Raw genomic sequence first — 25,440 nt, 5'->3', positions numbered from 1 at the left:
CGGCCAGGTACCTGGCCGCGATCCGTGGCGACTTGTTGGAGACATCGATGGAGCGTCCCGCCTGGGCTCCGCGAGGCATCGACATATCGATGCCGAGCGTGTCCCGCATTTATGACTACTATCTGGGCGGTTCGCACAATTTCGAGGTGGACAGGGAAGCCGCGCGCAAGGCAATGGAGTTCATGCCGGGGCTTCCCAAGATCATGAAGGCGAATCGGGCGTTCATGCGCCGTGCGGTGGAATTCGCCCTGAACGAAGGCATCTCGCAGTTTCTCGACATCGGTTCCGGTATTCCCACCTTCGGAAATGTCCATGAAGTCGCCCAGACCGCGAACCCCGAAGCCCGGGTGGTCTATGTCGATCACGACCCGGTCGCCGTCGCCCACAGCCGGGCCGTTCTCGACGGGAACCGCAACGCCGCGATCGTGAATGCCGACCTGCGCAAGCCCGGTCAGATACTCGCCAGTCCCGAGGTGCTCCAACTGCTCGATCCGGCCCGGCCCGTGGCACTGCTGCTCGTCGCCGTGCTGCACTTCCTGGAGGACGAGGACGATCCGTACGGCGCGGTGGCCGAGCTGCGTGACGCGCTCGCGCCCGGCAGCCTGCTCGTCCTCACCCACGCCTCGTCCGACCGTCTGCCGCTCGGTCCTGAGCAGGCGGAGGGCACGGTCGGCGTCTACCGGGACATCCGCAATCCGCTGGTGATGCGGTCACGCGCGGAGACCGCCCGTTTCTTCGACGGCTTCGAACTGGTCGAGCCCGGCCTGGTGTTCATGCCCGAGTGGCGGCCGGACTGCCCGGAGGCCCAGGAGGACCCGTATGCCTACTCGGGCATCGCCGGCGTAGGACGCAAAGCGTGATGGTCCCGTCGGAGCCCGCGGACCCGGACGGCCTGGAGGACAGACTGAGGCGGTTCGCGACCATCTGGAGCCGGGCCGTCTTCCCGGCCACGGCGACACCGCTGACCCGCCCCGAGTTCGAGACCCATCTGATCCCGCTGGCCAGGAAGCTGACGGACGCGCTGCACGCGCGCCCGTTCGACACCGCGCCCGCGGCACATGTCGGCGCCGAACTGGTCATGGCGCACTGCACCGACCCCGAGGCCCTCACCCGGACGCTGGGCGTCATCGACTCCTATCTGGTCCTGTACTGCGGTACGGAGGACCTGCCGGTAGAGGAGGGCCGGGCCCGCTGCGCCCGGCTCCAGCACTCCCTCGCCGCGGGCTTCGCCCAGGCCCTGCGCGAGCGCACCCTCGCCGAGCAGGAGGCCATCGCGCGCTCCGCGCTCGCCGCCCGCAGCCATGCCGAGGAGGCGCTGCACGCCACCGAGACCCGGTTCCGCGCGGTCTTCGACGGCGCGGCCGTCGGTATCGGCATCGCCGACCTCGAAGGCAATGTGCTGGAGGTCAACGAGACCCTCACCGAGATGTTCGGCGGACTGGAACACCATGTCCGCAGCAGGAACGTCAGTGAGTGGGTCCATCCCGAGGACGTGCCGCACGTCTGGCGGATGTACGGCGAACTCGTGCGCGGTGAGCGGGAGAACTTCAGGGTCGAGAAGCCGTTCTACCGCAACGACGGCACCGTGCTCTGGACCAATCTGACGGTCTCGCTGCTCCGGGACGCCGAGGGCGCGCCGCAGTACCAGCTGGCGCTGATGGAGGACACCACCGAGCGGCGGCTGCTCAATCTGCGGCTGCGGTACGAGGCCACCCATGACGCCCTGACCGGGCTGCCCAACCGGACCCTGTTCTTCGAGCGTCTCGACAAGACGCTCTCCGCCGCCGGAAGCACCCGCTTCGGTCTCTGCTATCTCGATCTCGACGGCTTCAAGGCGATCAACGACAGCCTCGGCCACGCGTCCGGGGACCGGCTGCTCGTCGAGGTCGCGGACCGGCTCCAGAGCTGTGCCACGGCGCCCGGCGAGATGGTGGCCCGGCTCGGCGGCGACGAGTTCGTGGCGCTGACCACGGGCCCCGACACCCAGCGCGGTGTGGCCGATCTCGCCTCGCGGATCCTCGGCGCACTGGCCACGCCGATCCTGCTCGACGGCCGGGAGTTCACCGTACGCGGCAGCATCGGCATCGTGGAGGGACCCGCCGCCGAGCACAGCCCCGCGGAGGTGCTGCGCAGCGCGGACATCACCATGTACCGGGCCAAGGCGGCGGGCGGCAACCGCTACGAGCTGGCCGATCCGGAGGCCGATGCCCGCGCCATCACCCGGCACGGGCTGACCACCGCGCTGCCGGCGGCCCTGGAGCGCGGTGAGTTCTTCATCGAGTACCAGCCGCTCGTCCATCTCGACGACGGCTCCGTGTACGGCGCGGAGGCGCTGGTGCGCTGGTCGCATCCGCAGCACGGAGTGCTCGGGCCCGACCGGTTCATCCCGCTCGCCGAGCACACCGGGCTGATCGTGCCGCTCGGCCGCTGGGTGCTGGAACAGTCCGTACGGCAGGCCATGTTCTGGCAGCAGACACTGCCCGCCGGGGCACTCGGCGGACCGCTGCGGATCAATGTGAACCTCTCCCCGACCCAGCTCCACCACCCGGGCCTGGTCTCCGACACGGTGGAGGTGCTGGAGCGCATCGGTCTGCCGCCCGGCTCACTCTGCCTGGAGGTCACCGAGTCGGGGCTGATCGGGGCCGACGAGGATCTGCTCAAGCCGCTGCGCCAGCTCGCCGAGATGGGCGTCGACATCGCGCTGGACGACTTCGGGACCGGCTACTCGAATCTCGCCAATCTGCGCCGGCTGCCGGTGAGCGTGCTCAAGCTGGACCGTTCCTTCACCCAGGGGATGCAGCAGCATCCGGCGGACCCGGTCGATCTGAAGATCGTCGAAGGGATCGTGTCGCTCGCGCACAGCCTGGAGCTGGCCGTCACGGTGGAGGGCGTGGAGACCGGAGCGCAGGCGGAGCATCTGCGCCGGCTCGGCTGCGACACCGCGCAGGGCTGGTACTACGCCAGACCCGGGCCGCCGGAGCAGCTTCACGAGCTGTCGCTGGCGGACGCGGTCTGACCGTGCGTGACAGCCGCGGCCCCGGTCCTTCCCGGGGCCGCGGCTCCCGCGGTCCGGGTTCCTTCCGCGGTCCTGGCTCCTTCCTGGGCCGCGGCCCGGGTGGCCAGCAGCACCCGCTGGAGCTCACGGGCGGCGCGCGGCGGCGCGACATCGCTGCGGTGGGCGAGCGCGATCGTACGGCGCAGTCCCGGCCTGGCCAGGGCGGTGACCCGTAGATCGCGCGCCCGCCCGGCCACCATGCTCGGTACGACCGCCATACCGAGACCGGCCCGTACGAAACCGAGGACCGCGTCCATCTCGCCGCCCTCCACGGTGAACGACGGCTCGAATCCGGCGGCCCGGCAGGCCGCCACCGTCAGCTCGCGCAGGTCGTAGCCGTGCCGGAACATCACCAGCGGCTCGCCCTCCAGATCGGTGATCCTCAGCGGGCGGCGCGGTGCCGGGGCGGCGGCCGACGAGACCACGACCAGATCCTCGTGCAGCAGCTCCACCGTGGTCAGTGCCGGGGACGCGGCCGGCAGCGGCATGACCACCAGCGCCAGATCCAGCGCGCCGCGCGCCAGCTCCCGTACGAGATCGTGCGAACCGCTCTCCTCGATCAGCAGCTCGATGCCCGGGTGCAGATCGTGGAAGGCGCGCAGCACATCGGGCAGCAGGCCCGTGCACACACTGGGGGTCGCGCCCAGCCTGACCCGGCCGCGCCGGAGCTGCACCAGCTCCTGCACCTCGTGCCGGGCTGTCTCGGTGTCGGCGAGGATGCGCCGGGCGAGCGGCAGCAGCGCCTCGCCCGCGTCGGTGAGGGCCACATTGCCCCGGGCGCGGCTGAACAGCTCGGCGCCCAGCTCCTTCTCCAGCGCTCTGATCTGCTGCGAGAGGGAGGGCTGCGACACATGGACCCGTTCCGCGGCGCGGGTGAAGTGCCTGGTCTCGGCGACGGCCACGAAGTAGAGAAGCTGCTGGAACTGCACAGGGCCAGGGTAGACCCTACGATAGCCACTGGCTATGGAGATCAGCCGGACCATGTCTTGGACCACTGGGCGGCGGCGGCCTAGCGTGCTGTACATGGCGCTGGCGACGCGGGGGACGGACCAACGGCCGTCCATGACCCGCACCCTCTGGGGATCGACGATCGGGAAGAAGACGGTCATGGCCGTGAGCGGCCTGATCATGCTCGGCTATCTGGTCGCGCACATGCTCGGCAATCTCAAGATCTTCTTCGGGGCACCGGAGTTCAACGGATACGCGCACTGGCTGCGGACCCTGGGCGAACCGGTCCTGCACCACGAGTGGGCGCTCTGGATCCTCCGGGTGGTGCTGGTCGCGGCCGTGGTGCTGCACGCGGTCTGCGCGTACCAGCTCAGCCGCCGTGACCGCGCGGCCCGCCCGGTCGGCTACGCGCACAAGCGGGCGCGCGCCACGTACGCCACCCGCACCATGCGCTGGGGCGGGGTCATCCTCGCCCTGTTCATCGTCTGGCACATCCTCGACCTGACGACCGGTACCGCGCATCCCGGAGGCTTCCAGCCCGGCCATCCGTACCAGAACGTCGTGGACACCTTCTCCACCTGGTACGGAAACGTGGTCTACATCGTCGCGATGCTCGCGCTCGGCCTGCACATCCTGCACGGCTTCTGGAGCGCGGCCCAGACGCTCGGTGTGGGCGGCGCCGCCCGTGAACGCGCCCTGAGGACCTCCGCCGCGGTGCTGGCGTTCGCGCTCACCGCGGGCTTCATCTCCATACCCGTCGCCGTGATGACCGGAGTGGTGGGCTGACCATGGAAAACACCGCGGACAGCACGGACGGGACGGACTCCACGGACTTCACGGACGCCACGGACACCAAGGACAGGGATGAGCCGAGCATGAACAGGACCGCCCACTCCGCCCACTTCGACTACGCCGCGTACACCCTCGGGGAGCCGATCGCCGACACCCGGGCGCCGGACGGGCCCGTCGCCGAGCGCTGGAACCGGCGCCGCTTCGAGGCGAAGCTGGTGAATCCCGCCAACCGCCGCAAGCACACCGTGATCGTCGTCGGTACCGGCCTCGCGGGCGGCGCGGCGGGCGCGACACTCGCCGAACAGGGCTATCACGTCGTCCAGTTCTGCTACCAGGACTCGCCGCGCCGCGCCCACTCCATCGCCGCACAGGGCGGGATCAACGCGGCGAAGAACTACCGCAACGACGGCGACTCCGTCCAGCGGCTCTTCTACGACACCGTCAAGGGCGGCGACTTCCGCGCCCGTGAGTCCAATGTGCACCGGCTCGCCGAGGTCTCCGTCGAGATCATCGACCAGTGCGTCGCCCAGGGTGTGCCCTTCGCCCGCGAGTACGGCGGACTCCTCGACACCCGCTCCTTCGGCGGAGTCCAGGTCTCCCGTACGTTCTACGCGCGCGGCCAGACGGGCCAGCAACTGCTCCTCGGCGCCTACCAGGCGCTGTCCCGGCAGATCGCGGCCGGCGCCGTCGAGATGCGTCCCCGAACCGAGATGCTCGACCTGATCGTGGTCGACGGACGGGCCCGCGGCATCGTGGCCCGCGATCTGATCAGCGGCGAGGTCTCCACGTACTTCGCCGACGCGGTCGTCCTCGCGTCCGGTGGCTACGGCAATGTCTTCCATCTCTCGACCAACGCCAAGAACAGCAACGCCACCGCCGTCTGGCGGGCACACCGGCGCGGCGCCCTCTTCGCCAATCCCTGCTTCACCCAGATCCATCCGACCTGTGTCCCGCGCTCCGGAGAGCATCAGTCCAAGCTGACGCTGATGAGCGAGTCGCTGCGCAACGACGGCCGTATCTGGGTGCCGCTGACGGCCGGTGACCGGCGCCCGCCGGCCGAGATCCCGGAGGACGAGCGGGACTACTACCTGGAGCGGATCTATCCCTCCTTCGGCAATCTCGTGCCGCGCGACATCGCCTCGCGGGCCGCGAAGAACGTCTGCGACGAAGGGCGCGGGGTCGGCCCCGGCGGCCAGGGCGTCTATCTGGACTTCGCCGACGCCATCGCCCGGCTCGGCCGCAAGGCCGTCGAGGAGAGGTACGGCAATCTCTTCGAGATGTACGAGCGGATCACCGCCGAGGATCCCTACGAGGTGCCGATGCGGATCTATCCGGCGATCCACTACACGATGGGCGGACTCTGGGTCGACTACGACCTCCAGACCACCGTGCCCGGTCTGTTCGCGATCGGCGAGGCCAACTTCTCCGACCACGGCGCCAACCGGCTCGGCGCGTCCGCGCTGATGCAGGGCCTCGCCGACGGCTACTTCGTCCTGCCGTCCACCATCAACGACTACCTCGCCCGCAATCCGCACCACGACGGGATCGACGATTCCCACCCGGTGGTCGCCGAGGCCGTCGCCGAGACCGAGGACCGGCTGCGGCTGCTGCTCGCCGTCGACGGCGACCGTACGCCCGACTCGTTCCACAAGGAGATCGGCGAACTGCTCTGGGACCACTGCGGCATGGCACGGAACGAGCAGGGGCTGCGCAAGGCGCTCGACCGGATCCCGCAGATCCGCGAGGAGTTCTGGCGGCGGATCAAGGTGCCGGGCACCGGCGAACAGCTCAACCAGTCGCTGGAGAAGGCCAATCGCGTGGTCGACTACCTGGAACTGGCCGAGCTGATGTGCCTCGACGCGCTGCACCGCGCCGAGTCCTGCGGAGGCCACTTCCGTGAGGAGTCGCAGACCGAGGGCGGTGAGGCGGCGCGGCGTGACGGGGAGTTCTCGTACGCGGCGGCCTGGGAGTTCACCGGCACCGGCACCGCGCCCGTCCTGCACAGGGAAGACCTCGTCTTCGAGTACGTCCACCCCACCCAGCGGAGCTACGCATGAGGCTCACCCTGCGCGTCTGGCGCCAGCCGGACGCCGACACCCCCGGTGCCATGGTCACCTACGCCGTCGACGGCATCTCCGAGGACATGTCCTTCCTGGAGATGCTCGACACGCTCAACGAGGAGCTGATCCTCAAGGGCGACGAACCGGTCGCCTTCGACCACGACTGCCGTGAGGGCATCTGCGGCGCGTGCGGCGTGGTCATCAACGGCGATGCCCACGGCCCCGAGCGCACCACCACCTGCCAGCTCCACATGCGGCACTTCGAGGACGGCGACACCATCGACGTCGAGCCCTGGCGGGCCGGGGCCTTCCCGGTGGTCAAGGACCTGGTGGTGGACCGCTCGTCCTTCGACCGGATCATCGGCGCGGGCGGCTACATCACCGCCCCGACGGGCTCCGCGCCCGAAGCCCACGCCACCCCCGTCCCCAAACCCGACGCCGACTTCGCCTTCGAACACGCCGAATGCATCGGCTGCGGCGCCTGCGTCGCGGCCTGCCCCAACGGCTCGGCGATGCTCTTCACCTCGGCCAAGGTCAACCACCTCAACGTCCTCCCCCAGGGCGCCCCCGAACGCGAGACCCGCGTCCTCGACATGGTCGCCGCCATGGACGAGGAAGGCTTCGGCGGCTGCACCCTCACCGGCGAATGCGCCACGGCCTGCCCGAAGGGCATCCCGCTCCCCTCGATCACCGCGATGAACAGGGAATGGCTGAGGGCGACGCGCAAGGTGGCGCGCTAGCCCGCGCCGCTGAGCCCCAGCAGGGCCGCCAGGCGCTCGTACGAGTTCAGCAAGGAGACGGTGTCGTAGGTGCTGGTGGTGACCAGGAACTCGTCCGCCGCGGTGCGGGTGAGGAGTTTCTCCAGGGCCGCCGTCACCTCGTCCGCCGTGCCGTGGAGCTGGTCGCGGTGGGCTGCCTCGAAGAGGGTGTGCTCGCGGGTGGTCATGGTGGTGGTGAGGACCGTGTCGACGGGCACGAGCGGCGGGAAGACCCCGTGTGTGCGGGAGTACGCCGTGGACCAGGCCTCCGGGAGGAGCAGCCGGCGGGCCTCCTCGGTGGTGGCCGCGACCGCGACCGTGCCGGAGAGCACGACATGGGGGCGCTCGCTCCAGACGGACGGGCGGAAGTCCTCGCGGTACGTGTCGATCGCGCGCAGCATCGCGTCCTCGCCGCGTACCGCCGCGATGACCAGTGGCAGTCCGGCTCCGGCCGCGACCTGTGCGCCCTTGCCGGTGGCCAGGACGAAGGCGGGAACGCGCAGGCCCTCGGCGGGGTGGGCGTGGACCCGGGGGTGCGCGGTCTGGGTTGCGGTGAAGTAGCCGAGCAGTTCGGCGAGCTGTCCGGCGAAGTCCTCGGCGTCCCGCTTGTCCCGGCCGAGGGCCGCGCGTATCCCGTCGGTGAAGCCCACGGAACGGCCGAGCCCCATGTCGATCCGGCCCGGGAACAGCGACTCCAGCACTCCGAACTGCTCGGCGACGACGAGGGGTTGATGATTGGGCAGCATCACACCGCCGGTGCCGACGCGGATCGTCGAGGTCGCGGCGGCGACGGCCGCCGCGAGGACGGTCGGCGCGGACCCGGCGACTCCCGGCACGCTGTGGTGCTCGGAGACCCAGAACCGGTGGTAGCCGAGCGCCTCGATCCGCCGCGCGAACCGCACGGTGTCGCGCAGCGCCGTCGGCCCGTCCTGGCCCTGCCGGGTACGGGAGCGGTCGAGTACGGAGAACGGGATGCCGGCCAGGATGCTCACACACCTTTCAACGCCCGGCCCGCGCCAGGATTCCCAGGGTCCCCGGGACAGCACCTAGGCTGGTCGGCATGCCCCGTAACAGCAGGCCGCTGGCCGTGTTCGACCTGGACGGAACACTCGCGGAGACCGGCCACCGCCAGCACTTCCTGGAGCGGGCGCCTCGTGACTGGGCCGGGTTCTTCGGCGCGGCCGGGCGGGACGCGCCGCTGGCCGAGGGCGTACGGCTGGCGCTGGAGGCCGCCGGGGAGTGCGAGGTCGTCTATCTGACCGGCCGGCCCGAGCGCTGCCGCGCGGACACCGTGGCCTGGCTGGCCGAGCACGGTCTGCCCGGGGGCCGGATCTGGATGCGCCGTGACGACGACCGCAGGCCCGCCCGTACGACCAAGCTGGAGGTCCTGCGCCGGCTGAGCGGCGACCGTGAGATCCGGATGCTGGTGGACGACGACGAACTGGTCTGCGCGGCGGCACAACGCGCGGGCTTCCGCGTCGTACGCGCCCGCTGGGCCAGTACGTCACAGGCGCTGAGGGACGGGCAGGAGCGTGAGGGACGGACCTGAGCCGACCGGCCGCGCTTCCCCGCCCGTCGGCGCACCCTCCGTCAGCGCACCGCACCGTCCGTCCGTGCTTCGTCCGCGTTCACTCGTCGTCTTCGAGGCGGAACCCGACCTTCAGCCCGACCTGGAAGTGCTCGATGTCGCCGTCGACGATATGGCCGCGTACCTCCGTCATCTCGAACCAGTCGAGACCGCGCAAGGTCTGCGCCGCACGGCCGATGCCATTGCGGATGGCGTCGTCGATCCCCTCGTGGGACGTGCCGACGATCTCGGTGACCCGGTAGGTGTGATGGGTGTGGTGGGACATGGGCCTGCCCTTCTCCTCGTACGCCCCGGCACGCGTCCGTACGTCGTACGCCACGGTTCTCACTCCACCGTGCCCCACCACGCGGCGCTCCGCGAGGCGTCCGGCGCCGGACGGTCCTCCGCCGCGGTGCCCAGGGCCAGCCGGGAGACGATCCGGTAGCGGTCGCCCCGGTAGAGGGAGCGCACGTATTCCACGGGCCGGCCCGACGCGTCCGAGGTGATCCGGTCGAACAGCAGCGCCGGTGAGAACACCGGTACCCCGAGCAGCTCCGCCTCGTCCTCGCTCAGCACCGTCGGCTCGATCGACTGCACGGCCTCGGCCGGCGTGATCCGCCGCTCCTCGCGCAGATACGCGTAGAACCCGGACTCCATCCGCGCCGGTGTCAGTCCCGGGACCAGCTCGGCGGGCAGATGCAGATACTCCAGGGCCACGGCCCCGCCGTCCACGAGCCGCAGCCGGGCCACATGGACGACCTCGGCGGCGGGCGGGAGCCCCAGCCTGCGCCCGACCCGCGCGCCCGCGCGCACCGTACGGAACTCCAGCACCCGGGCCGACCACGCGCCCGGCGCCCGTGGGGCCAGGGCGGAGCGGTCCTCGGCGACCAGCTCCTGAGTGATCTTCGCGGGTGCGACGAACATGCCGCGCCCGTGTTCACGGACCAGCAGCCCGGTGGCGACCAGCTCGTCCACCGCCGCGCGCAGCGTGGGCCGCGACACGCCCAGCTCGGCGCAGAGCGTGCGCTCGGACGGGATCGCGTCGCCGGGCCCGCGGGCGTCGACCAGCCCGAGCAGATGCTCCCGTACCCGCTCCCGCTTGAGCACCGGGTGAGGGGAACGGGTGTCGCGCACGGGCCCTCCCGGTGAGCCGTCGGAAGCTGCGGTCAGTATGCATCACCGGTGGTGGACGAGGTGATGATGCCGTCGTGGGCGAAGTCGCCCGGCGGAATGCCCGGATGGTGGCCGTCGGGGCGCGGACGGGGGCGGGGATGGGACGGCCGGGTGCCCAGGGCCAGCCGGGAGACGATCCGGTAGCGGTCGCCCCGGTAGAGGGAGTGGACGTACTCGACGGGACGGCCCGAGGTGTCGAGGGTCAGGCGTTCGATGAGCAGGGCGGGGGAGAGCACCGGGACACGCAGTACCGCCGCCTCGGACTCGCTGACCACCGTCGGCTCGATGGACTGGGTGGCCTCGTGGACGTAGAGCTGATGATGCTCCCTCAGATGGTCGTACAGTTCGCCCGACTCCAGCTCCTGCGGAGTGAGGGCGGGGGCGAGTTCGGCGGGGATGTGGAGATGCTCGATGGCGATGGGCGAGCCGTCGACGAGCCGGAGCCGGGCGATGTAGATCAGCTCCGTGGCGGGCGAGACCCGCAGCTTGCGGCCGATCCGGGCGCCGGCCTGGAACGTGGTGCGCTCCAGGACGCTGCTGGACCAGGTGCCGGAGGCCCTGGGAACGACGAACGCCGTGTCCTCGGGCGTGAGTTCCTGAGTGATCTTCGCGGGTGCGACGAACATGCCCCGGCCGTGTTCACGGACGAGCTGCCCGGTGGCGACGAGTTCGTCCACCGCGGTGCGCAGGGTCGGCCGGGAGACGCCGAGTTCGGCGCAGAGGGTGCGCTCGGACGGGATCGCGTCGCCCGCGCTGCCCGCCTCGATCAGGCCGAGCAGATATTCTCGTACGCGCTCACGTTTGAGTACGGCACCTGACGAGCCACCCGACGCGCCGCTCCCCATGGGCATGACCTCTTCCGTCCTTCGTGATTCTGTCCCCGATGACCCTGGTATGACCCCGACTGGTCAACTGGTAAACACCATCGTAACCAAGCGAACGGTGCGTTCGCTGCGGGCGGCTCGGAGGATCTGTGCACAGTGTCTGCGGGCGGTGCCTCCGAACAGCGCCTGCTTTCCAGGGGCTTGACGCCGACATTGGTCCATGCCACCTTCTGGGCACACACCTTACCAGTTGACCAATTGGTAAATCCCTATCGAGGTGGCCCGTGAAGATCCGCTTCATCGCCGGCGCCGCAGCGCTCGCGGCGACCCTGGCCGTCAGTGCGTGCGGCTCCTCCTCCGACAGCGCCGAAGGACCGGAGAGGCTCACTGTCTGGATCATGAAGGACAGCGTCACCGAGGACTTCCTCACCCGGTTCAGCGAGGACTTCGAGCGGCGGCACAAGGACATCGACCTGGACGTCCAGATCCAGGAGTGGGACGGCATCGGCGAGAAGGTCACCGCGGCCCTCGCCTCCACCGACGCGCCCGATGTCATCGAGGTCGGCAACACCCAGGTCGCCCAGTACGCCGCCAGCGGCGGCGTCAAGGATCTCACCGACCGTACGGAGGACCTGTCCGGCGCGGACTGGCTGCCGGGACTCGCGGAGCCGGGGAAGATCGACGGCAAGCAGTACGGCATTCCCTGGTACGCGGCCAACCGGGTCGTCCTCTACCACAAGGACCACTTCGCCCGGGCCGGGATCACCTCGCCGCCCGCCACCCAGGACGACTGGCTCGCGGACACCGCGAAGCTCGACAAGGGCCGGATCCAGGGCATCTATCTGCCGGGCCAGAACTGGTACACCCTGGCCGGCTTCATCTGGGACCAGGGCGGCGATCTCGCCGTGCGCTCCGGCGACACCTGGAAGGGTGCGCTGGACACACCTCAGGCGCTCGCCGGGATGGACTTCTACCGCCGCCTCCAGGCTCTCGGCAAGGGGCCCAAGGACTCCGACGAGGCCAAACCGCCGCAGGCGGAGGTCTTCGCCAAGGGCGATGTCGCCCAGATCATCTCCGTACCCGGCGGAGCCAAGATCATCGAGGAGGCCAATCCCGCGCTGAAGGGGAAGATCGGCTTCTTCCCGGTACCGGGCAGGACGGCGGGCGAACCGGGCGCGGTCTTCACCGGCGGCTCCGATCTGATCGTCCCGGAGGCCTCCGCCCACCAGGACGCCGCCTATCAGGTGATCAAGGCGCTCGCGGGCGACACCTGGCAGACCGACATGGCGAAGACCATGAGCTATGTTCCCAACAGGACCTCGCTCGCGGGCGCCGTCCGGGGCAGTGAGGGCACCGCGGCGATGGCCGCGGGCGCCGCGCGGGGCCGCGCGACTCCCAACTCGCCGCAGTGGGCCGCCGTCGAGGCGACCAACCCGATCAAGCAGTACATGACCGCGGCGCTCACCGGAACCGATCCCGCGAAGGCCGCGAAGGAAGCGTCCGACAGCATCACCAAGACGCTCGGCTCATGACCGCGGCAGCCGGGGCCCGCCGCACACCCGGGGCCGAGCGCGCGGCCCGGACCCCCGGGGCGCTGTGGCCGTATCTCCTGATCGCGCCCACCGTGCTCGGCACCGCGTATCTGCTCCTCTATCCGCTGGTCCGCAATCTGGTCATCTCCTTCCAGACCTACGGAATGGGCGAACTCATCCGCGGCGGCGCTCCGTTCGCCGGGCTCGCCAACTACCGGGAGATCCTGGACGACACCGTGTTCTGGGAGGTCGTACGGCGGACCTTCTGGTGGACCGCGGTCAACGTGGTCCTGATCATGGTGCTCGCCACGCTCGTCGCGCTGATGCTCCAGCATCTCGGCCGGCGGACGCGGCTGCTGGTCATGAGCGGTCTGGTGCTCGCCTGGGCCAGCCCGGTCATCGCCACCACCACCGTCTTCCAGTGGCTGTTCTCGTCCCGGCTCGGCGTGGTCAACTGGCTGCTCGTACGGCTCGGCTTCGAGTCGTACGAGAACTACTCCTGGTTCGCGAACGGCAGCTCCACCTTTGTCATCCTGGTCCTGCTCGTCGTCTGGCAGTCCGTCCCGTTCGCCGCCATCACCCTGCACGCGGCCCTGCTCACCGTCCCCGCCGAGCTGTACGAGTCGGCGCGGCTCGACGGCGCGGGCGCGGCCCGGATCTTCCGCTCCGTGACCCTGCCCATGCTGCGACCGCTCTTCGCGCTGGTGCTCTGTCTCGAAGTCATCTGGGTCTTCCGGTGCTTCGCGCAGATCTGGGCGATCAGCAAGGGCGGCCCGGGCGACGCCACCACCACACTGCCCGTCTACGCCTACCGCGTCGCGCAGTCCCTGCACCGCTACGACCTGGGAGCGGCGGTCTCCACCCTCACCGTGCTGCTGCTCGTCGCGGTGCTGGTCGTCCACCTCCGCCAGATGTTCCGGCAGGAGGGCGAGCTGTGAACCGGACCTCCGCGAGCCCGGTCACCCATGCCCGGATACGCCGGCTCCCGCTGCACGCGGCGGCGCTGCTGGTCTTCGTCCTCTCCGTCTTCCCCGTCTACTGGATGGTGCTGACCGCCTTCAAGCCGACCCAGGACATCCAGTCGCAGACACCGCTGTTCCTGCCGACCTCGGTCACCCTCGACCACTTCACCAAGGCAGTCCAGGCGGACGGATTCTGGCTCTTCTGGCGCAACAGCCTCGCCGTCACGGCCAGTTGTGTGCTGCTCGCGCTGATCGTCGCCCTCGGTGCCGCGTTCGCCGTGGCCCGGCTGCGCTGGAAGGGCCGCAGAGGCTTCATCCTCATGGTCTTCATCGCGCAAGTGGCGCCCTGGGAAGCGCTGTTGATCCCGATGTATGTCATCGCCCGGGACACCGACATGCTCGACAAGCTGTCGATGCTCACCCTGATCTACTTCATGATCACCCTGCCCTTCACCATCGTGACCCTGCGCGGCTTCCTCACCGCCATCCCGGTCGAGCTGGAGGAGGCGGCCCAGGTCGACGGCTGCACCCGAGCGGCCGCCTTCCGCCGGATCACCCTGCCGCTGCTCGCACCCGGGCTGCTCGCCACCTCGCTCTTCGGATTCATCACCGCCTGGAACGAGTTCGCCTTCGCCAACATGCTGATCATCAAGAACCAGGACGACCGCACCCTGCCGGTCTGGCTGTCCTCGTTCTCCAATGTCTTCGGCACCGACTGGGGCGCCACGATGGCCGCCTCCACTCTCTTCGCCCTGCCCGTCCTGGTGCTCTTCCTCGTCCTTCAGGGACGGGTCGCCTCCGGGATGACCAGCGGCGCCGTCAAGGGATAGGAGACCACCGCCATGACCACCCCCACGACCCCCCTCACGACCGCCGCACACCGCGCCGGACTCCAGATCGTGCCCCGGCCCTCCCAACTGGCGCCGCTTCCAGGGAAGTTCACACTCGACGAACACACCGCGATACGCGCGGCCCCCGGCGGCGCCGAGGACGCCGCCGCCCTGCTCCGTACGCTGCTCGCTCCTGCCACCGGGCTGCCGCTGCCGTGCGCCGGCGNNCGCCGGCGGCCGGACGGGGCTGCTGCGTGGCGTCCAGACGCTCCGTCAGCTCCTGCCGCCGCAGGCGCTGTCGGACGAACCGGCGCGCGGTACGGAGTGGTCGCTGCCCTGCGTACAGATCACGGACGTACCACGGTTCGCCTGGCGCGGCGCGATGCTCGATGTGGCCCGGCGCTTCCGGCCGGTCTCCTTCCTGCGCCGGTTCACCGATCTGCTCGCCCTGCACAAGCTCAATGTGCTGCATCTCCATCTCACCGACGACCAGGGCTGGCGGATGCCCGTCGCCGCGTATCCGAAGCTCACCGAGGTGGGCGGCGAACCGCACGGCGGCGCCTACACCCGTCAGGAGCTCAGCGCCCTCGTGGCCTACGCCGCCGCCCGCGGTGTCACCGTCGTACCGGAGATCGAGATGCCCGGTCACGCGCGGGCCGCGCTCGCCGCGTATCCCGAACTCGGCAACGAGCCCTCGCGCAGACTCACCGTGTGGGACCGCTGGGGTGTCTGCGAGAACGTCCTCGGCGTCCATGACCAGGTGCTCGACTTCTGCCGCGGCGTCCTGGACGAGGTCATGGAGACCTTTCCGTCGCCGCATGTGCATGTGGGCGGGGAGGAGTGCCCCACCACCGAGTGGGAGCGCTCGTCCGACGCGCGCCGGCGCGCCGCGGCCGAGGGGCTCCCCGGACCCGAGGCGCTGCACGGCTGGTTCATGGCGCGCGTCGGCGGCTTTCTCACCGAGAGGGGCCGACGGCCGCTGGGCTGGACCGAGTCGGGGAGCGATCTGCCCGTCGGCTTCACCGCCGTGCCCTGGCGGGCCGCCGAGCACGGGCTCACCGCCGCGCGCCGGGGCCAGGACGTGATCATGGCACCGTACCGCTCCACCTATCTCGACTATCCGCAGAGCGACGGTCCCCACGAACCGCCGGGTCAGCCGGGCGGCGTGGTGTCCCTGCGCGATGTGTACGACCTGGAACCCGTGCCCGCCGCCTGGGAACCGGCCGCCGCCGCCCGCGTCCTGGGCACCCAGGCACAGCTCTGGAGCGAGTACGTGCCCACCGCCGCGCACGCCGAGTACCTGGCGTTCCCGCGGCTCTGCGCGCTCGCCGAGACCGCCTGGTCGCCGCACCGGGACTGGCCGGGCTTCCAGCGGCGGCTGATCCACCACCGAACCCGGCTCGACGCGCTCCGCGTGCCGAGCCGCCTCCCGCACGACCTGGCACACCATGTGCCGCACCACACCCCGCTCGGTCCCCCACCAGGAGAGGAAACCGGTCGATGACCGCACAGGAGAACACCACCGCACCCATGGGCACCGCCCCACCGGCCGACACCGTCCCGTCCACGGACCCCGCGTCGGCGAGCGGCACGCGCCGCGCCCGCCGCGCCGGGATACGGACCGCCGTCGCCATGGGCCTGGCGGCCGGACTCGGCTGCGCCGCGCTCACCGCGCTGCCGGCCGCCGCCGCCGACCCGTCGCTGAAGGTCCAGTACCGTCAGAGCTCCACCGGCTCCGACCAGGCCGAGCCCTGGTTCAAGGTGGTCAACGCCTCGGGCTCGGCCGTCTCCCTCGGCACGGTCAAGATCCGCTACTACTTCAAGGCCGACGCGGGCGCCTCGTACACCTTCGCCTGCTCCTGGGCGGTGAAGGGCTGCGCCAACATCACCGGCACCTTCGGCACCCTCGCCAGTCCCACCGCCACCGCCGACCGCTATCTGGAGATCGGTTTCACCGCGGGCGCGGGCTCCCTCGCGCCGGGCGCCGACAGCGGTGACATGCAACTGCGCTTCTACCGCTCCAACTGGGCCGCGCTCAACCAGAGCGACGACTACTCCTTCGGTCCCTCGCAGACCGCCTACGGCGACTGGACGAAGGCCACCGCCACGGTGGGCGGCGCACTCGTCTGGGGCACCGCTCCGGCGGGCAACGACCCGGGCGGCCCGACGAACCCGCCCACCGATCCTCCGACCGACCCGCCCACCGGGGGTACCGCGCTCTTCGACGACTTCAACTACACCTCGTACACCGATCCCGCGCTCGGCTCCCACGGCTGGAGCGTGCGCGCCAACTCCGGCGGACCCGGGGTGCCGGGCGCGACCTGGGCGCCCGAGAACGTCACCTTCGCCAAGGAGGGGACGAACTCGATCATGAATCTGGAGACCTCCACCGCGGGCACGAGCGGTACGACCGAGCAGACCGAGGTCCTCACCAGGGCGACGAAGTTCAAGAACGGCACCTACGCGGCCCGGGTGAGGTTCACCGACACCCCGAAGTCGGGCCCGGACGGCGACCGTCTCGTACAGACCTTCTTCACCATCAACGACCTCAAGGCCCCGATGGCGGACGACTACGCGGAGTACGACTTCGAGTATCTGCCGAACGGCGGCTGGGGCGAGCCCGCCAACATCCTCTACACCACGTCCTGGGAGACCTACCGGCCCGACCCCTGGGAGGCCGTCAACCAGCACTCGGAGTCCCGGATCAGCTACGCGGGCTGGCACGACCTCGTGGTCACCATCGACAACAACGCCATCACCTACTACGTCGACGGGCAGACCTTCGGCACGCACGACGCGCGCTATCTGCCCGAGCGGCCCATGTCGATCAACTTCAACCAGTGGCTGATCGACCTGGCCGGCCAGACGAGCACCGCACCGCGGGCGTACGACCAGAAGGTCGACTACGTCCTGCACGTCAAGGACCAGGTACTGACCCCGGCTCAGGTCGGCGCGAAGGTCAACGCCTACCGTGCGGCGGGCACCACCTTCGAGGACACGGTGCCGGGCACCCAGTGACGGGACCGGGCACCGGCGTTGCCTGACGGACCGTGCGCCGGTGGAACGCCGCACCGCGCGCGGGCGGCAGGCCGGCGGTACACCGGACCCGCGCGCCGGGCCGGGCCATCACGGGGACGGGTGTCGTTCAGGCGCCCGTCCCTCTCCGTCTCCTTGTGGGACTTGACCCTCCCCTTGGTCCATACCAAAATCCCACACACCCGTGCGAACGCTGTTCGCCCCCCACGCCGGGCTCCCTTTTCGTGCTGTCCACGCCAGAAGGTTGACCTACGTGAAGAACCGTTGTCTCGCCTGTTCCGTAGCCCTTGTCTCCTCTGTCGCGCTCGGCGGCTGCGGAATGATGCCGGGCGGAGGCGGCGGCTCCACCACGGTGACCGTCTGGCTGATGAAGGACAGCGTCTCGGACGCCTTCCTCGACCGCTTCGTGGCCGACTACGAGGACGAACACCCCTCTGTCGAACTGGACATCAAGATCCAGGAGTGGACCGGGATCGGCGAGAAGGTGCTGACCGCGCTGGACGGCGAGGACGCACCGGATGTCATCGAGGTCGGCAACACCCAGGTCGCCCAGTACGCGGAGAGCGGGAATCTGCGGGACCTGACGCTGGAGTCGGTGAGGGACCTGGGCAGCGAGGACTGGCTGCCCGGCCTCGCCGAGCCGGGCAGTATCAACGGCGCGCAGTTCGGTATCCCGTGGTACGCGGCCAACCGCGTCGTGATCTACAACAAGGATCTGTTCGCGCTCGCCGGGATCGACGAGCCTCCCAAGACCCGTGAGGCATGGCTCGCCGACACCGAGGAGCTCAACCGCGGGGGCAACCAGGGCATCTATCTCGCGGGCCAGGACTGGTACACCCTCGCCGGCTTCATCTGGGACGAGGGCGGCGAGCTGGCCGTCGAGACGGGAGGCGAGTGGCAGGGCGTGCTCGACTCGCCCGCCGCGCTCAAGGGCATGTCCTTCTACAAGGACCTCCAGTCGCTCGGTGGAGGACCCAAGAACTCCGACGAGGCCAAGCCTCCGCAGGCGGACGTCTTCGCCAAGGGCGATGTCGCCCAGATCATCTCCACGCCCGGCTCGGCGCGGCTCATCGAGGAGCAGAACCCGGAGCTGAAGGGAAAGCTCGGCTTCTTCCCGATACCGGGCAAGTCGTCCGACAAGCCCGGCCGTGTCTTCACCGGCGGTTCCGATCTGATCGTGCCGAAGAACTCCGGTCACCACTCGGCCGCCGTCGAGGTCGTCAAGGCACTGGCGGGCGAGAAGTGGCAGACGGATCTCGCGAGAACGATGAGCTATGTGCCGAACAAGGTCACGCTCGCCAAGGTGATCGGTGGCGACGAGGGCACGGCCGCGATGGCGGCGGGGGCGGCCGGAGGACGGGCCACGCCCAACTCGCCGCAGTGGGCGAGCGTCGAGGCGGACAATCCGATCAAGCCCTACATGACGGCCGTGCTGGAGGGCCGGGACCCGCGGAAGTCCGCGAAGGAGGCCTCCGAGCACATCACCGCGGCTCTGGTCTCCGGCTGAACCGGCCCCGGTGCCCGGGCTGGGCCGGTCCCGGCACTCGGGCCGAAGCGGCCCCGGCGCTCAGGCCGCATCACGCTCGCCGCGCTCCGGCCGGCCCGCTCCCGGGCCGTACCCGACCCATGCCCGCCGCGCTCCGGCACGCTCCCGGCCCGCCACGGCCGCCGTGGCCCCGCCGGTTTCCCCGTCGTGGGACGGTACCGGTAGGTTACGAGGAGGCGCCCAAGAGGCGTCCGGAGATGGAAACAGGACACCGGACGGGGTGCGGAAGAAGACCTTCCGCTGTCCTCCCAATCCCGGCCATTCAACCGTCTCACATCCACACTCCGCCGTGTGGTCATGTCAAATCCAGTCGGTCACGGAAGAAACAAGGTGCCGGACCCGCCGCGCGAGCGACGGACTCCGGCAGCCGCCTTCCCCACCGGCACAGGAGACAGCCATGTCCGCCATCGCACCAGCTCCGCTCACGACCGTTCCGGCTCCCTCGCCCGTCGGCGTTTCCGCTCCCGCCGACACCGAGACGCGCTATGTGGTCTCCCTCGCCCGTAACCAGGAGGACGTACGGGCCGCGCAGCGACTGCGCCACCTCGTCTTCGCCGGAGAGCTGGGTGCCCGGATCGACGGGCCCGAGCCCGGTCTGGACATCGACGAGTTCGACGCGTACTGCGACCACCTGCTGGTCCGCGAGGAAGCCACCGGCGAGGTGGTCGGCACGTACCGGCTGCTGCCGCCCGACCGGGCCAGGGCCGCGGGACGCATCTACTCCGACAGCGAGTTCGACCTCTCCCGGCTGGGCCCGATCCGGGACGACCTGGTCGAGGTCGGCCGTTCCTGCGTCCACCCGCTGCACCGCACCGGCGGTGTGATCGCCCTCATCTGGGCTGGACTCGCCCGCTACATGACCACCACGGGCCACAACTGGCTGGCGGGCTGCTGCTCGATCCCGCTCGCGGACGGCGGCGCCCTGGCCGCCTCCACGTGGAGCACCGTGAAGACCAAGCACCTCGCGCCCGAGGAGTACTGGGTCACCCCGCACCGCCTGTGGACCCCGGATGCCGCAACCAGCACGGTCGCCGCCGCCTCGGCCGCCGAACTGCCGCCGCTGCTGCGCGGTTATCTGCGGCTCGGCGCCTGGGTCTGCGGCGCGCCGGCGCACGACCCGGACTTCGACTGCGCCGACCTCTATGTCCTGCTGTCGATGAAGCGCACCAACCCGCGCTATCTGCGGCACTTCCTCTCCCTCGTTCCGTCGGCATGAGCGTCTGGCTGCCCACCGCGCCCTGCGTCTCGCCGGAGTGCGTGACCCACAGCGGACCGGCCGTCGGCACACTCACCGCGGTCGCCCGGCTGCTGGTGGGCATCCCCCTCGTCCTCGCCGGGGTGCTGCTCACTCCGCTCGTCTCGCTGCTGCGCGGGGCGCACCGGGACCGGCTGACCAGGCTCTGGGCGCGCTCGGTGGTCCGGAGCTTCGGTCTGCGCCTGCGTGTGGTGGGCGATCCGGCGCCCCCGCGCGGCGACGGATTCCTGGTCGTCTCCAACCACATCTCGTGGCTGGACATCCCGCTGATCGCGGCCGTCTTCCCCGGGCGGAACCTGGCCAAGAGCGAGATACGCGGCTGGCCGGTGCTGGGCGCGATGGCGACCCAGGGCGGCACGGTCTTCGTGGAGCGCGAGCGGCTGCGGGCACTGCCCGGCACCGTACGGACCCTGGCCACGGCGATGCGCGAGGGCTCCCGGGTGATCGTCTTTCCCGAGGGCTGCACCTGGTGCGGCCAGGAGCACGGCCGGTTCACCACCGCCGTCTTCCAGGCCGCGCTGGACGCGGAGGCCGATGTCCGGCCCGTACGGCTCACCTATCGCGGCCCCGGTGGGGAGCCGTCCGGCGCGCCGGCCTTCATCGGCAGGGACTCGCTGGGGGTCTCGCTCTGGCGGGTGGTGACGGCCGGCGGGCTGACGGCGGAGATCACGCTCCTGCCGGTGATCCCCGCCGGCCGCCACACCGACCGCCGTGCGCTCTCCCGGGCCGGTCAGACCGCCGTCGCGAGCGAGAGCGCGAACCGCCCCGCCTCATCGGTCCACCAGCGTGTCAGCTCCATCCCGGCGGCCGAGAGTTCCGTCCGTACGCCGTCCTGACGGAACTTCGCCGACACCTCCGTCCGTACCTCCTCACCGGCCTGGAAGTGCACCACCAGATCCAGTTCGGGGATTTTCACGGTCAGGGCCCGGCGGGCCCGCAGCCGCATCTCGATCCACTCGTTCTCCGCGTCCCAGAGCGCCACATGGCCGAAGTCGCGTGGATCGAAGTCCGCGCCCAGCTCACGGTCGATGACGGAGAGGACGTTCTTGTTGAACGCGGCTGTCACTCCGGCGGCGTCGTCGTACGCCCTGACCAGTACGGACTCGTCCTTGACCAGATCCGTGCCGAGGAGCAGCGCGTCGCCCGGCGCCAGCAGCGCGCGGACCGACGCCAGGAACACCGCGCGCTCTGCGGGCAGCAGATTGCCGATCGTGCCGCCGAGGAACGCGACCAGCCGGGGACCGGGAGTCGCGGGCAGCGCCAGCCCGGCCGTGAAGTCGGCGATCAGCGCGTGCACCCGGAGTCCGGGCCGCTCGGCGAGCAGCGACCGGGCGGCGCCGGTCAGCGCGCTCCCGCTCACGTCGACGGGCACGTAGAGCTGGAGCGCGGTCAGCTCGTCGAGCAGATGACGGGTCTTGTCGGACGATCCCGAGCCCAGCTCGACCAGGGTGCGCGCCCGGGTCCGCGCAGCGATCTCGGATCCGCGCGCGAGCAGGATCTCCCGCTCGGCGCGGGTCGGGTAGTACTCGGGGAGCCGGGTGATCTCCTCGAACAGTTCGCTGCCGCGGCTGTCGTAGAACCACTTGGGCGGCAGTGTCTTGGGGGTACGGGTCAGGCCCTGGAGCACATCGGCGCGCAACGCGGCGCCGGTGGCGTCCTCGGGCAGGGTGCGGGTCAGCTCGAACGGGCTCACGCGGGTGGCTCCTTGAGGGGGGTGAGCAGAACATCGGCGCGGGTCGCCACCAGCAGGGTGCGGTCGGGGACCGCGCGCCAGCGCGGATCGTCGTCGTAGGGCTCCGACGCGACCACCGTGCGGTCGCCGGGCCCGGTGCGGTACCAGAGGGTGTCGCCCCAGGTGGTCGCCGCGATCCGGGTGCCGTCGGTGAGCAGCAGATTCAGCCGGGACGCGGGCGCCGCCGCCGCGACGTCGAGAACGGTGTCGGCCAGCGCCTGGCCGAGTTCGTCCCCGGCCCGCAGCCGGTGCAGCACCAGCGCCCACAGCAGCGCGGAATCACTGCGGGCGGGCAGGGCGAGCAGCTCGGCCGCGGGCAGCGCCGCGGCAGGCGCGGTGACACTGCCCGGCCAGCCGTCGACCGAGCCGTTGTGGCCGAACAGCCAGGGCCCGTCGGCGAACGGCGCCGCCGCCGCCTCGCCGTCCGCGCCCGGCACCGTGGCGTCACGGACCGCGGCGAGCAGGGCGCCGGTACGGATCACCCGCGCCAGATCGGTGAAGCCGAGGTCGGCCCAGATCGGCAGCGCGCGCCTGTAGCGGGCCGGGACCGGATCGCCCTCGGCGTACCAGCCCACCCCGAAACCGTCGGCGTTGACGGTCCCGTACCGCTGGTGGCGCGGCGCCCAGGACTGCCGGTGGAGCCCGTGGGGAGGCGCCACAAGCACCTCGCCGAGCGCCACCGGCGGTCCCAGGTAAGCGATCTGACGGCACATCAGGATTCCTTGGATCTGCCGCCGGCGGACCCCGCGCCATCGGCCGTGCGGGCGGTGCGGAAGCCGGAGAAGATCTGGCGCCGCACCGGCAGGTCCCAGTTGCGGAACGTGCCCCGGCAGGCGACCGGGTCCACCGCGAACGATCCGCCTCGCAGCACCTTGTGCGCGCTGCCGAAGAACACCTCGGAGTACTCGCGGTACGGGAAGGGGGCGAAGCCCGGGTAGGGCAGGAAGTCGCTGGACGTCCACTCCCAGACATCGCCGATCAACTGCCGTACACCCAGCGGTGACGCGCCCTGCGGATAGCTGCCGACGGGCGCCGGCCGAAGGTGGCGCTGGCCGAGATTGGCCCGCTCCGCGGTGGCCTCCCCGTCGCCCCACGGATGGCGCAGCGACCGGCCCGAGACGGGATCGTGCCGGGCGGCCTTCTCCCACTCCTCCTCGGTCGGCAGCCGCCGCCCGGCCCAGCGGGCGTACGCGTCGGCCTCGTACCAGCTCACATGGAGCACCGGCTCGTCCAGGGGCACCGGCTCCACCACGCCGAAGCGGCGGCGCAGCCACTGACCGCCCTCGCGCCGCCAGAACAGCGGCGCGCCGATGCCGTGTTCACGGATCTGGGCCCAGCCCTGCGGAGCCCACCAGCGTTCGTCCGTGTATCCGCCGTCCTCGATGAAGTGGAGGTAGGCGCCATTGGTCACCGGCACGGTGTCGATGAGGAACGCGGGCACCAGCCGCTGATGGGCCGGCCGCTCGTTGTCCAGCGCCCAGGGCTCGGTGGAGGTGCCCATGGTGAAGGGCCCGGCGGGGACGAGCACTTCGGCGGGCAGTCCCGTCGCGTCACCGGCGGGCGGCGGGGGCGCGGTCAGCGCGGCCGGGCCTTGGCGCAGCTGATGGGTGATGAGCATGGTCTCGTCGTGCTGCTGCTCGTGCTGGGCGATCATGCCGAACGCGAAGGCCGCGTCCAGCAGCGGGCCGCCGTGCAGCGGAGTGCGCTCGATGACGTCCAGGACCCGGCCCCGTACGTCCGACGCGTACGCCCGCGCCTCGGCGGGCGGCAGCAGCGGCAGGGTGGGCCGCGCCGAGCGCGGATGCTCGAAGGCGTCGTACACCGAGTCGATCTCGGGCCGGATCGCCGGGCGCCCCGCGACGGTCCGCAGCAGCCACTGCTCCTCCTGGTTGCCGATGTGGGCCAGATCCCAGACCAGCGGGGACATCAGCGGGGAGTGCTGCGCGGTCAGATCGTGGTCGTCGACGCACGTGGTCAGCAGCGCGGTACGGTCCCGGGCGGTCGTCAGCGCGTCGACGGCCCGCCGGCGCAGCAGTTCGGCCGGTATCCCGACGGTTTCCACGGAGTCGGTCATGTCCTCTGGTCCTTCCCGTTCAAAGAGGCGCGCAGTTCGTCGGCGGGACACCGGCCGGGCACCACATAGCGGTCGTGGAAGGCGGCGACGGCCTTCTGCACGGCGGGTGTGGCACCGATGCGCGGAAGCGCTTCCTGCGCGACGGCGAAGCAGGCCATCGCGGCGAGATGCAGCTCGGGGTCGGCCAGGCCGTACCGCGCGGCGTTGACCCAGAGCAGATTGCGCGGCGCGGGCAGCGAGCCCGCCGTCTCCGCGAGCGACTTGACGGTGCGGTAGGCGGTCTCCGTCGCCTCGGGATCGTCGAACAGCGCGGTGGTGACCGCGAGCGGCACCATCCAGCCGTCGTCGCCCGGCTGCTGGTCGATCATCCGCAGTTCCAGATGGCCACGCGGCCGGACCGGCGGAAAGAGGGTCGTGAGGTGGTAGTCGAGATCGGCGCGGACCGGTGGCCTGGGCGCCCCGGACCGGATCCAGTTCCGGAAGGTCAGTCCCTCGGGCACGGACCAGGGGCCCTCGGGCTCCCGGATGCACATCACCGGTGCGTCCAGGGCGAGCGCGGCCCAGCCCGCGCGCGGCTCGTGCCGCGCGGCCGGCGCGGTGGTACGGGCCGGGTCGAGCTGGGCCCACAGCGCCTGCCGGGTGGAGCGCCAGCCGGTCGGTCTGCGCTCGCGCATCGGTGAGTTCGCGAACGCGGCGACCAGCACCGCGCCCAGCAGATGGGCGAGTTGCCAGCGCCGGCCGTAGCCGAGCGGCCCCGGCTCCTCGTGGCCGGCGTCCAGACAGACCTGGATGGAGGCGGTGGTCCGCATCATGGCGCGGCCGGCCGGGCCGATCCGGTCGAGATAGGTTTCCATGGCGTCGTAGCGCGGTGCGCGCAGCAGCCGGTCGGGACAGTGCCAGGGATCCTGTCCGAGACCGGCGAGAGCGAGTCCCGCCGGGCGGAGCGCCGACCGTACGAGGGCCAGATCCCGGTCGGCGGAGGTGATGCACTCCATCAGTGACGCGGCGGGCGCCGAGCTCAGTTCGAGCTGGCCGCCGGGTTCGAAGGTGAGTGCGGAACTGAGGCGCAGGGCGCGCAGTCCGTCGAGGGCTTCCTTGAGCCGGCCGACCGGAACCGGTTGTTCGGGGCTGTGCAGATCGTGTACGAGCCATTCCAGTTCCACGCCCACGGTGCGGGGCGGGCCGGTCTTGAAACAGATACCGCGGAGCAGTTCCTCGGCGTCGTCCTCGCCGATCGCTGGTCCCTCGTCGCTGAAACTGTTGGGTGGCATGGCCGGATCCTCCTGTCGAAGACCG

Annotated in this window: 23 protein-coding genes and 1 pseudogene; 15 read left to right on the top strand and 9 right to left on the bottom strand. The window is 70.8% G+C overall.

Translation table 11 applies throughout. From position 1 onward, the window contains the following. The first annotated feature begins 47 nt into the window (after positions 1–47). A complete protein-coding gene (locus tag BFF77_RS20010; protein WP_066951694.1) occupies positions 48–860 on the top strand; it encodes an SAM-dependent methyltransferase in 813 nt (270 codons plus the stop codon). Then, entirely contained in the window at positions 860–3,016 is a 2,157-nt protein-coding gene (locus tag BFF77_RS20005; protein ID WP_211280279.1) for a putative bifunctional diguanylate cyclase/phosphodiesterase, read from the top strand. Before BFF77_RS20010 ends, BFF77_RS20005 begins: the two co-directional genes overlap by 1 nt. Here BFF77_RS20005 and BFF77_RS20000 read toward each other — a convergent pair. Further along, on the bottom strand, positions 2,986–3,984 hold the full coding sequence (locus BFF77_RS20000; protein WP_079125316.1) for a LysR family transcriptional regulator: 999 nt from the start codon (positions 3,982–3,984) through the stop codon (positions 2,986–2,988). The two genes, BFF77_RS20005 and BFF77_RS20000, sit on opposite strands and share 31 nt — an antisense overlap. Positions 3,985–4,078: 94 nt before the next feature. Here BFF77_RS20000 and BFF77_RS19995 point away from each other — a divergent pair, with 94 nt between their 5' ends. The 3 genes from BFF77_RS19995 to BFF77_RS19985 all read left to right on the top strand — a co-directional run bounded on the left by BFF77_RS19995 (position 4,079) and on the right by BFF77_RS19985 (position 7,595). Beyond that, on the top strand, positions 4,079–4,789 hold the full coding sequence (locus BFF77_RS19995) for a succinate dehydrogenase (protein ID WP_079125318.1): 711 nt from the start codon (positions 4,079–4,081) through the stop codon (positions 4,787–4,789). A gap of 89 nt (positions 4,790–4,878) precedes the next feature. Next, positions 4,879–6,852, top strand: coding sequence for a fumarate reductase/succinate dehydrogenase flavoprotein subunit (locus BFF77_RS19990; protein ID WP_066951716.1), 1,974 nt, complete (start codon positions 4,879–4,881; stop codon positions 6,850–6,852). Further along, positions 6,849–7,595, top strand: coding sequence for a succinate dehydrogenase/fumarate reductase iron-sulfur subunit (locus BFF77_RS19985; protein WP_066951680.1), 747 nt, complete (start codon positions 6,849–6,851; stop codon positions 7,593–7,595). The genes BFF77_RS19990 and BFF77_RS19985 overlap by 4 nt, the downstream gene beginning before the upstream one ends. On the opposite strand, the gene BFF77_RS19980 is transcribed toward BFF77_RS19985, so the two are convergent. Continuing rightward, complete coding sequence (locus tag BFF77_RS19980) at positions 7,592–8,605, bottom strand: MsnO8 family LLM class oxidoreductase (protein WP_066951678.1); 1,014 nt, start codon at positions 8,603–8,605, stop codon at positions 7,592–7,594. The genes BFF77_RS19985 and BFF77_RS19980 overlap by 4 nt on opposite strands. 68 nt (positions 8,606–8,673) lie before the next feature. On the opposite strand from BFF77_RS19980, the gene BFF77_RS19975 reads away from it, so the two are divergent. Further along, the gene (locus tag BFF77_RS19975) at positions 8,674–9,162 is read left to right on the top strand and encodes a phosphatase domain-containing protein (protein ID WP_066951675.1); all 489 of its coding nucleotides are present in this window, start codon (positions 8,674–8,676) and stop codon (positions 9,160–9,162) included. Positions 9,163–9,241: 79 nt separating this feature from the next. On the opposite strand, the gene BFF77_RS19970 is transcribed toward BFF77_RS19975, so the two are convergent. The 3 genes from BFF77_RS19970 to BFF77_RS19960 are packed head-to-tail and all read right to left on the bottom strand — an operon-like array spanning position 9,242 to position 11,198. Further along, complete coding sequence (locus tag BFF77_RS19970; RefSeq protein WP_066951714.1) at positions 9,242–9,466, bottom strand: dodecin; 225 nt, start codon at positions 9,464–9,466, stop codon at positions 9,242–9,244. A 59-nt stretch (positions 9,467–9,525) separates the two neighbouring features. Further along, on the bottom strand, positions 9,526–10,314 hold the full coding sequence (locus BFF77_RS19965) for a GntR family transcriptional regulator (protein WP_066951672.1): 789 nt from the start codon (positions 10,312–10,314) through the stop codon (positions 9,526–9,528). Between the two features lie 32 nt (positions 10,315–10,346). Beyond that, positions 10,347–11,198 (bottom strand): GntR family transcriptional regulator, encoded by an 852-nt coding sequence (locus BFF77_RS19960; protein WP_066951669.1) that lies wholly within the window; start codon positions 11,196–11,198, stop codon positions 10,347–10,349. 263 nt (positions 11,199–11,461) lie between these two features. Here BFF77_RS19960 and BFF77_RS19955 point away from each other — a divergent pair, with 263 nt between their 5' ends. The 9 genes and pseudogenes from BFF77_RS19955 (at position 11,462) to BFF77_RS19920 (ending at position 21,174) form a co-directional block, all read left to right on the top strand. Beyond that, positions 11,462–12,709 (top strand): extracellular solute-binding protein, encoded by a 1,248-nt coding sequence (locus BFF77_RS19955; RefSeq protein WP_066951666.1) that lies wholly within the window; start codon positions 11,462–11,464, stop codon positions 12,707–12,709. Further along, entirely contained in the window at positions 12,706–13,647 is a 942-nt protein-coding gene (locus BFF77_RS19950; RefSeq protein ID WP_079125315.1) for a carbohydrate ABC transporter permease, read from the top strand. Before BFF77_RS19955 ends, BFF77_RS19950 begins: the two co-directional genes overlap by 4 nt. Positions 13,648–13,751: 104 nt before the next feature. Beyond that, a complete protein-coding gene (locus BFF77_RS19945; RefSeq protein WP_107422200.1) occupies positions 13,752–14,501 on the top strand; it encodes an ABC transporter permease subunit in 750 nt (249 codons plus the stop codon). A 12-nt stretch (positions 14,502–14,513) separates the two neighbouring features. Then, positions 14,514–14,727: pseudogene (locus tag BFF77_RS36960) on the top strand (glycoside hydrolase family 20 zincin-like fold domain-containing protein); the annotation flags it as partial. 2 nt (positions 14,728–14,729) lie between these two features. Beyond that, the coding region (locus tag BFF77_RS19940; RefSeq protein ID WP_245703601.1) for a beta-N-acetylhexosaminidase at positions 14,730–16,005 on the top strand (1,276 nt) is incomplete at its 5' end. A gap of 128 nt (positions 16,006–16,133) precedes the next feature. Then, on the top strand, positions 16,134–17,519 hold the full coding sequence (locus BFF77_RS19935; RefSeq protein WP_066951704.1) for a cellulose binding domain-containing protein: 1,386 nt from the start codon (positions 16,134–16,136) through the stop codon (positions 17,517–17,519). Between the two features lie 271 nt (positions 17,520–17,790). After that, positions 17,791–19,044 (top strand): extracellular solute-binding protein, encoded by a 1,254-nt coding sequence (locus BFF77_RS19930; protein WP_066951657.1) that lies wholly within the window; start codon positions 17,791–17,793, stop codon positions 19,042–19,044. 436 nt (positions 19,045–19,480) lie between these two features. Beyond that, positions 19,481–20,299 (top strand): GNAT family N-acetyltransferase, encoded by an 819-nt coding sequence (locus BFF77_RS19925; protein WP_066951654.1) that lies wholly within the window; start codon positions 19,481–19,483, stop codon positions 20,297–20,299. Beyond that, a complete protein-coding gene (locus BFF77_RS19920; RefSeq protein ID WP_066951641.1) occupies positions 20,296–21,174 on the top strand; it encodes a lysophospholipid acyltransferase family protein in 879 nt (292 codons plus the stop codon). The genes BFF77_RS19925 and BFF77_RS19920 overlap by 4 nt, the downstream gene beginning before the upstream one ends. Here the strand turns inward: BFF77_RS19920 and egtD are convergent. The 4 genes from egtD to egtA are packed head-to-tail and all read right to left on the bottom strand — an operon-like array spanning position 21,069 to position 25,415. Next, complete coding sequence (gene egtD, locus BFF77_RS19915; RefSeq protein ID WP_066951626.1) at positions 21,069–22,031, bottom strand: L-histidine N(alpha)-methyltransferase; 963 nt, start codon at positions 22,029–22,031, stop codon at positions 21,069–21,071. The genes BFF77_RS19920 and egtD overlap by 106 nt on opposite strands. After that, positions 22,028–22,783, bottom strand: coding sequence for an ergothioneine biosynthesis protein EgtC (gene egtC / locus BFF77_RS19910; RefSeq protein WP_066951623.1), 756 nt, complete (start codon positions 22,781–22,783; stop codon positions 22,028–22,030). The genes egtD and egtC overlap by 4 nt, the downstream gene beginning before the upstream one ends. Beyond that, the gene (egtB, locus tag BFF77_RS19905) at positions 22,783–24,144 is read right to left on the bottom strand and encodes an ergothioneine biosynthesis protein EgtB (protein WP_066951620.1); all 1,362 of its coding nucleotides are present in this window, start codon (positions 24,142–24,144) and stop codon (positions 22,783–22,785) included. Before egtB ends, egtC begins: the two co-directional genes overlap by 1 nt. After that, a complete protein-coding gene (gene egtA / locus BFF77_RS19900; RefSeq protein ID WP_066951617.1) occupies positions 24,141–25,415 on the bottom strand; it encodes an ergothioneine biosynthesis glutamate--cysteine ligase EgtA in 1,275 nt (424 codons plus the stop codon). The genes egtB and egtA overlap by 4 nt, the downstream gene beginning before the upstream one ends. Positions 25,416–25,440 lie beyond the last annotated feature (25 nt).

This window comes from Streptomyces lushanensis, from assembly GCF_001700515.1.
GTDB lineage: Bacteria > Actinomycetota > Actinomycetes > Streptomycetales > Streptomycetaceae > Streptomyces > Streptomyces lushanensis.
Note: the sequence above shows the minus strand (reverse complement) of the source record. Positions and strands in the feature narration are given on the sequence as shown.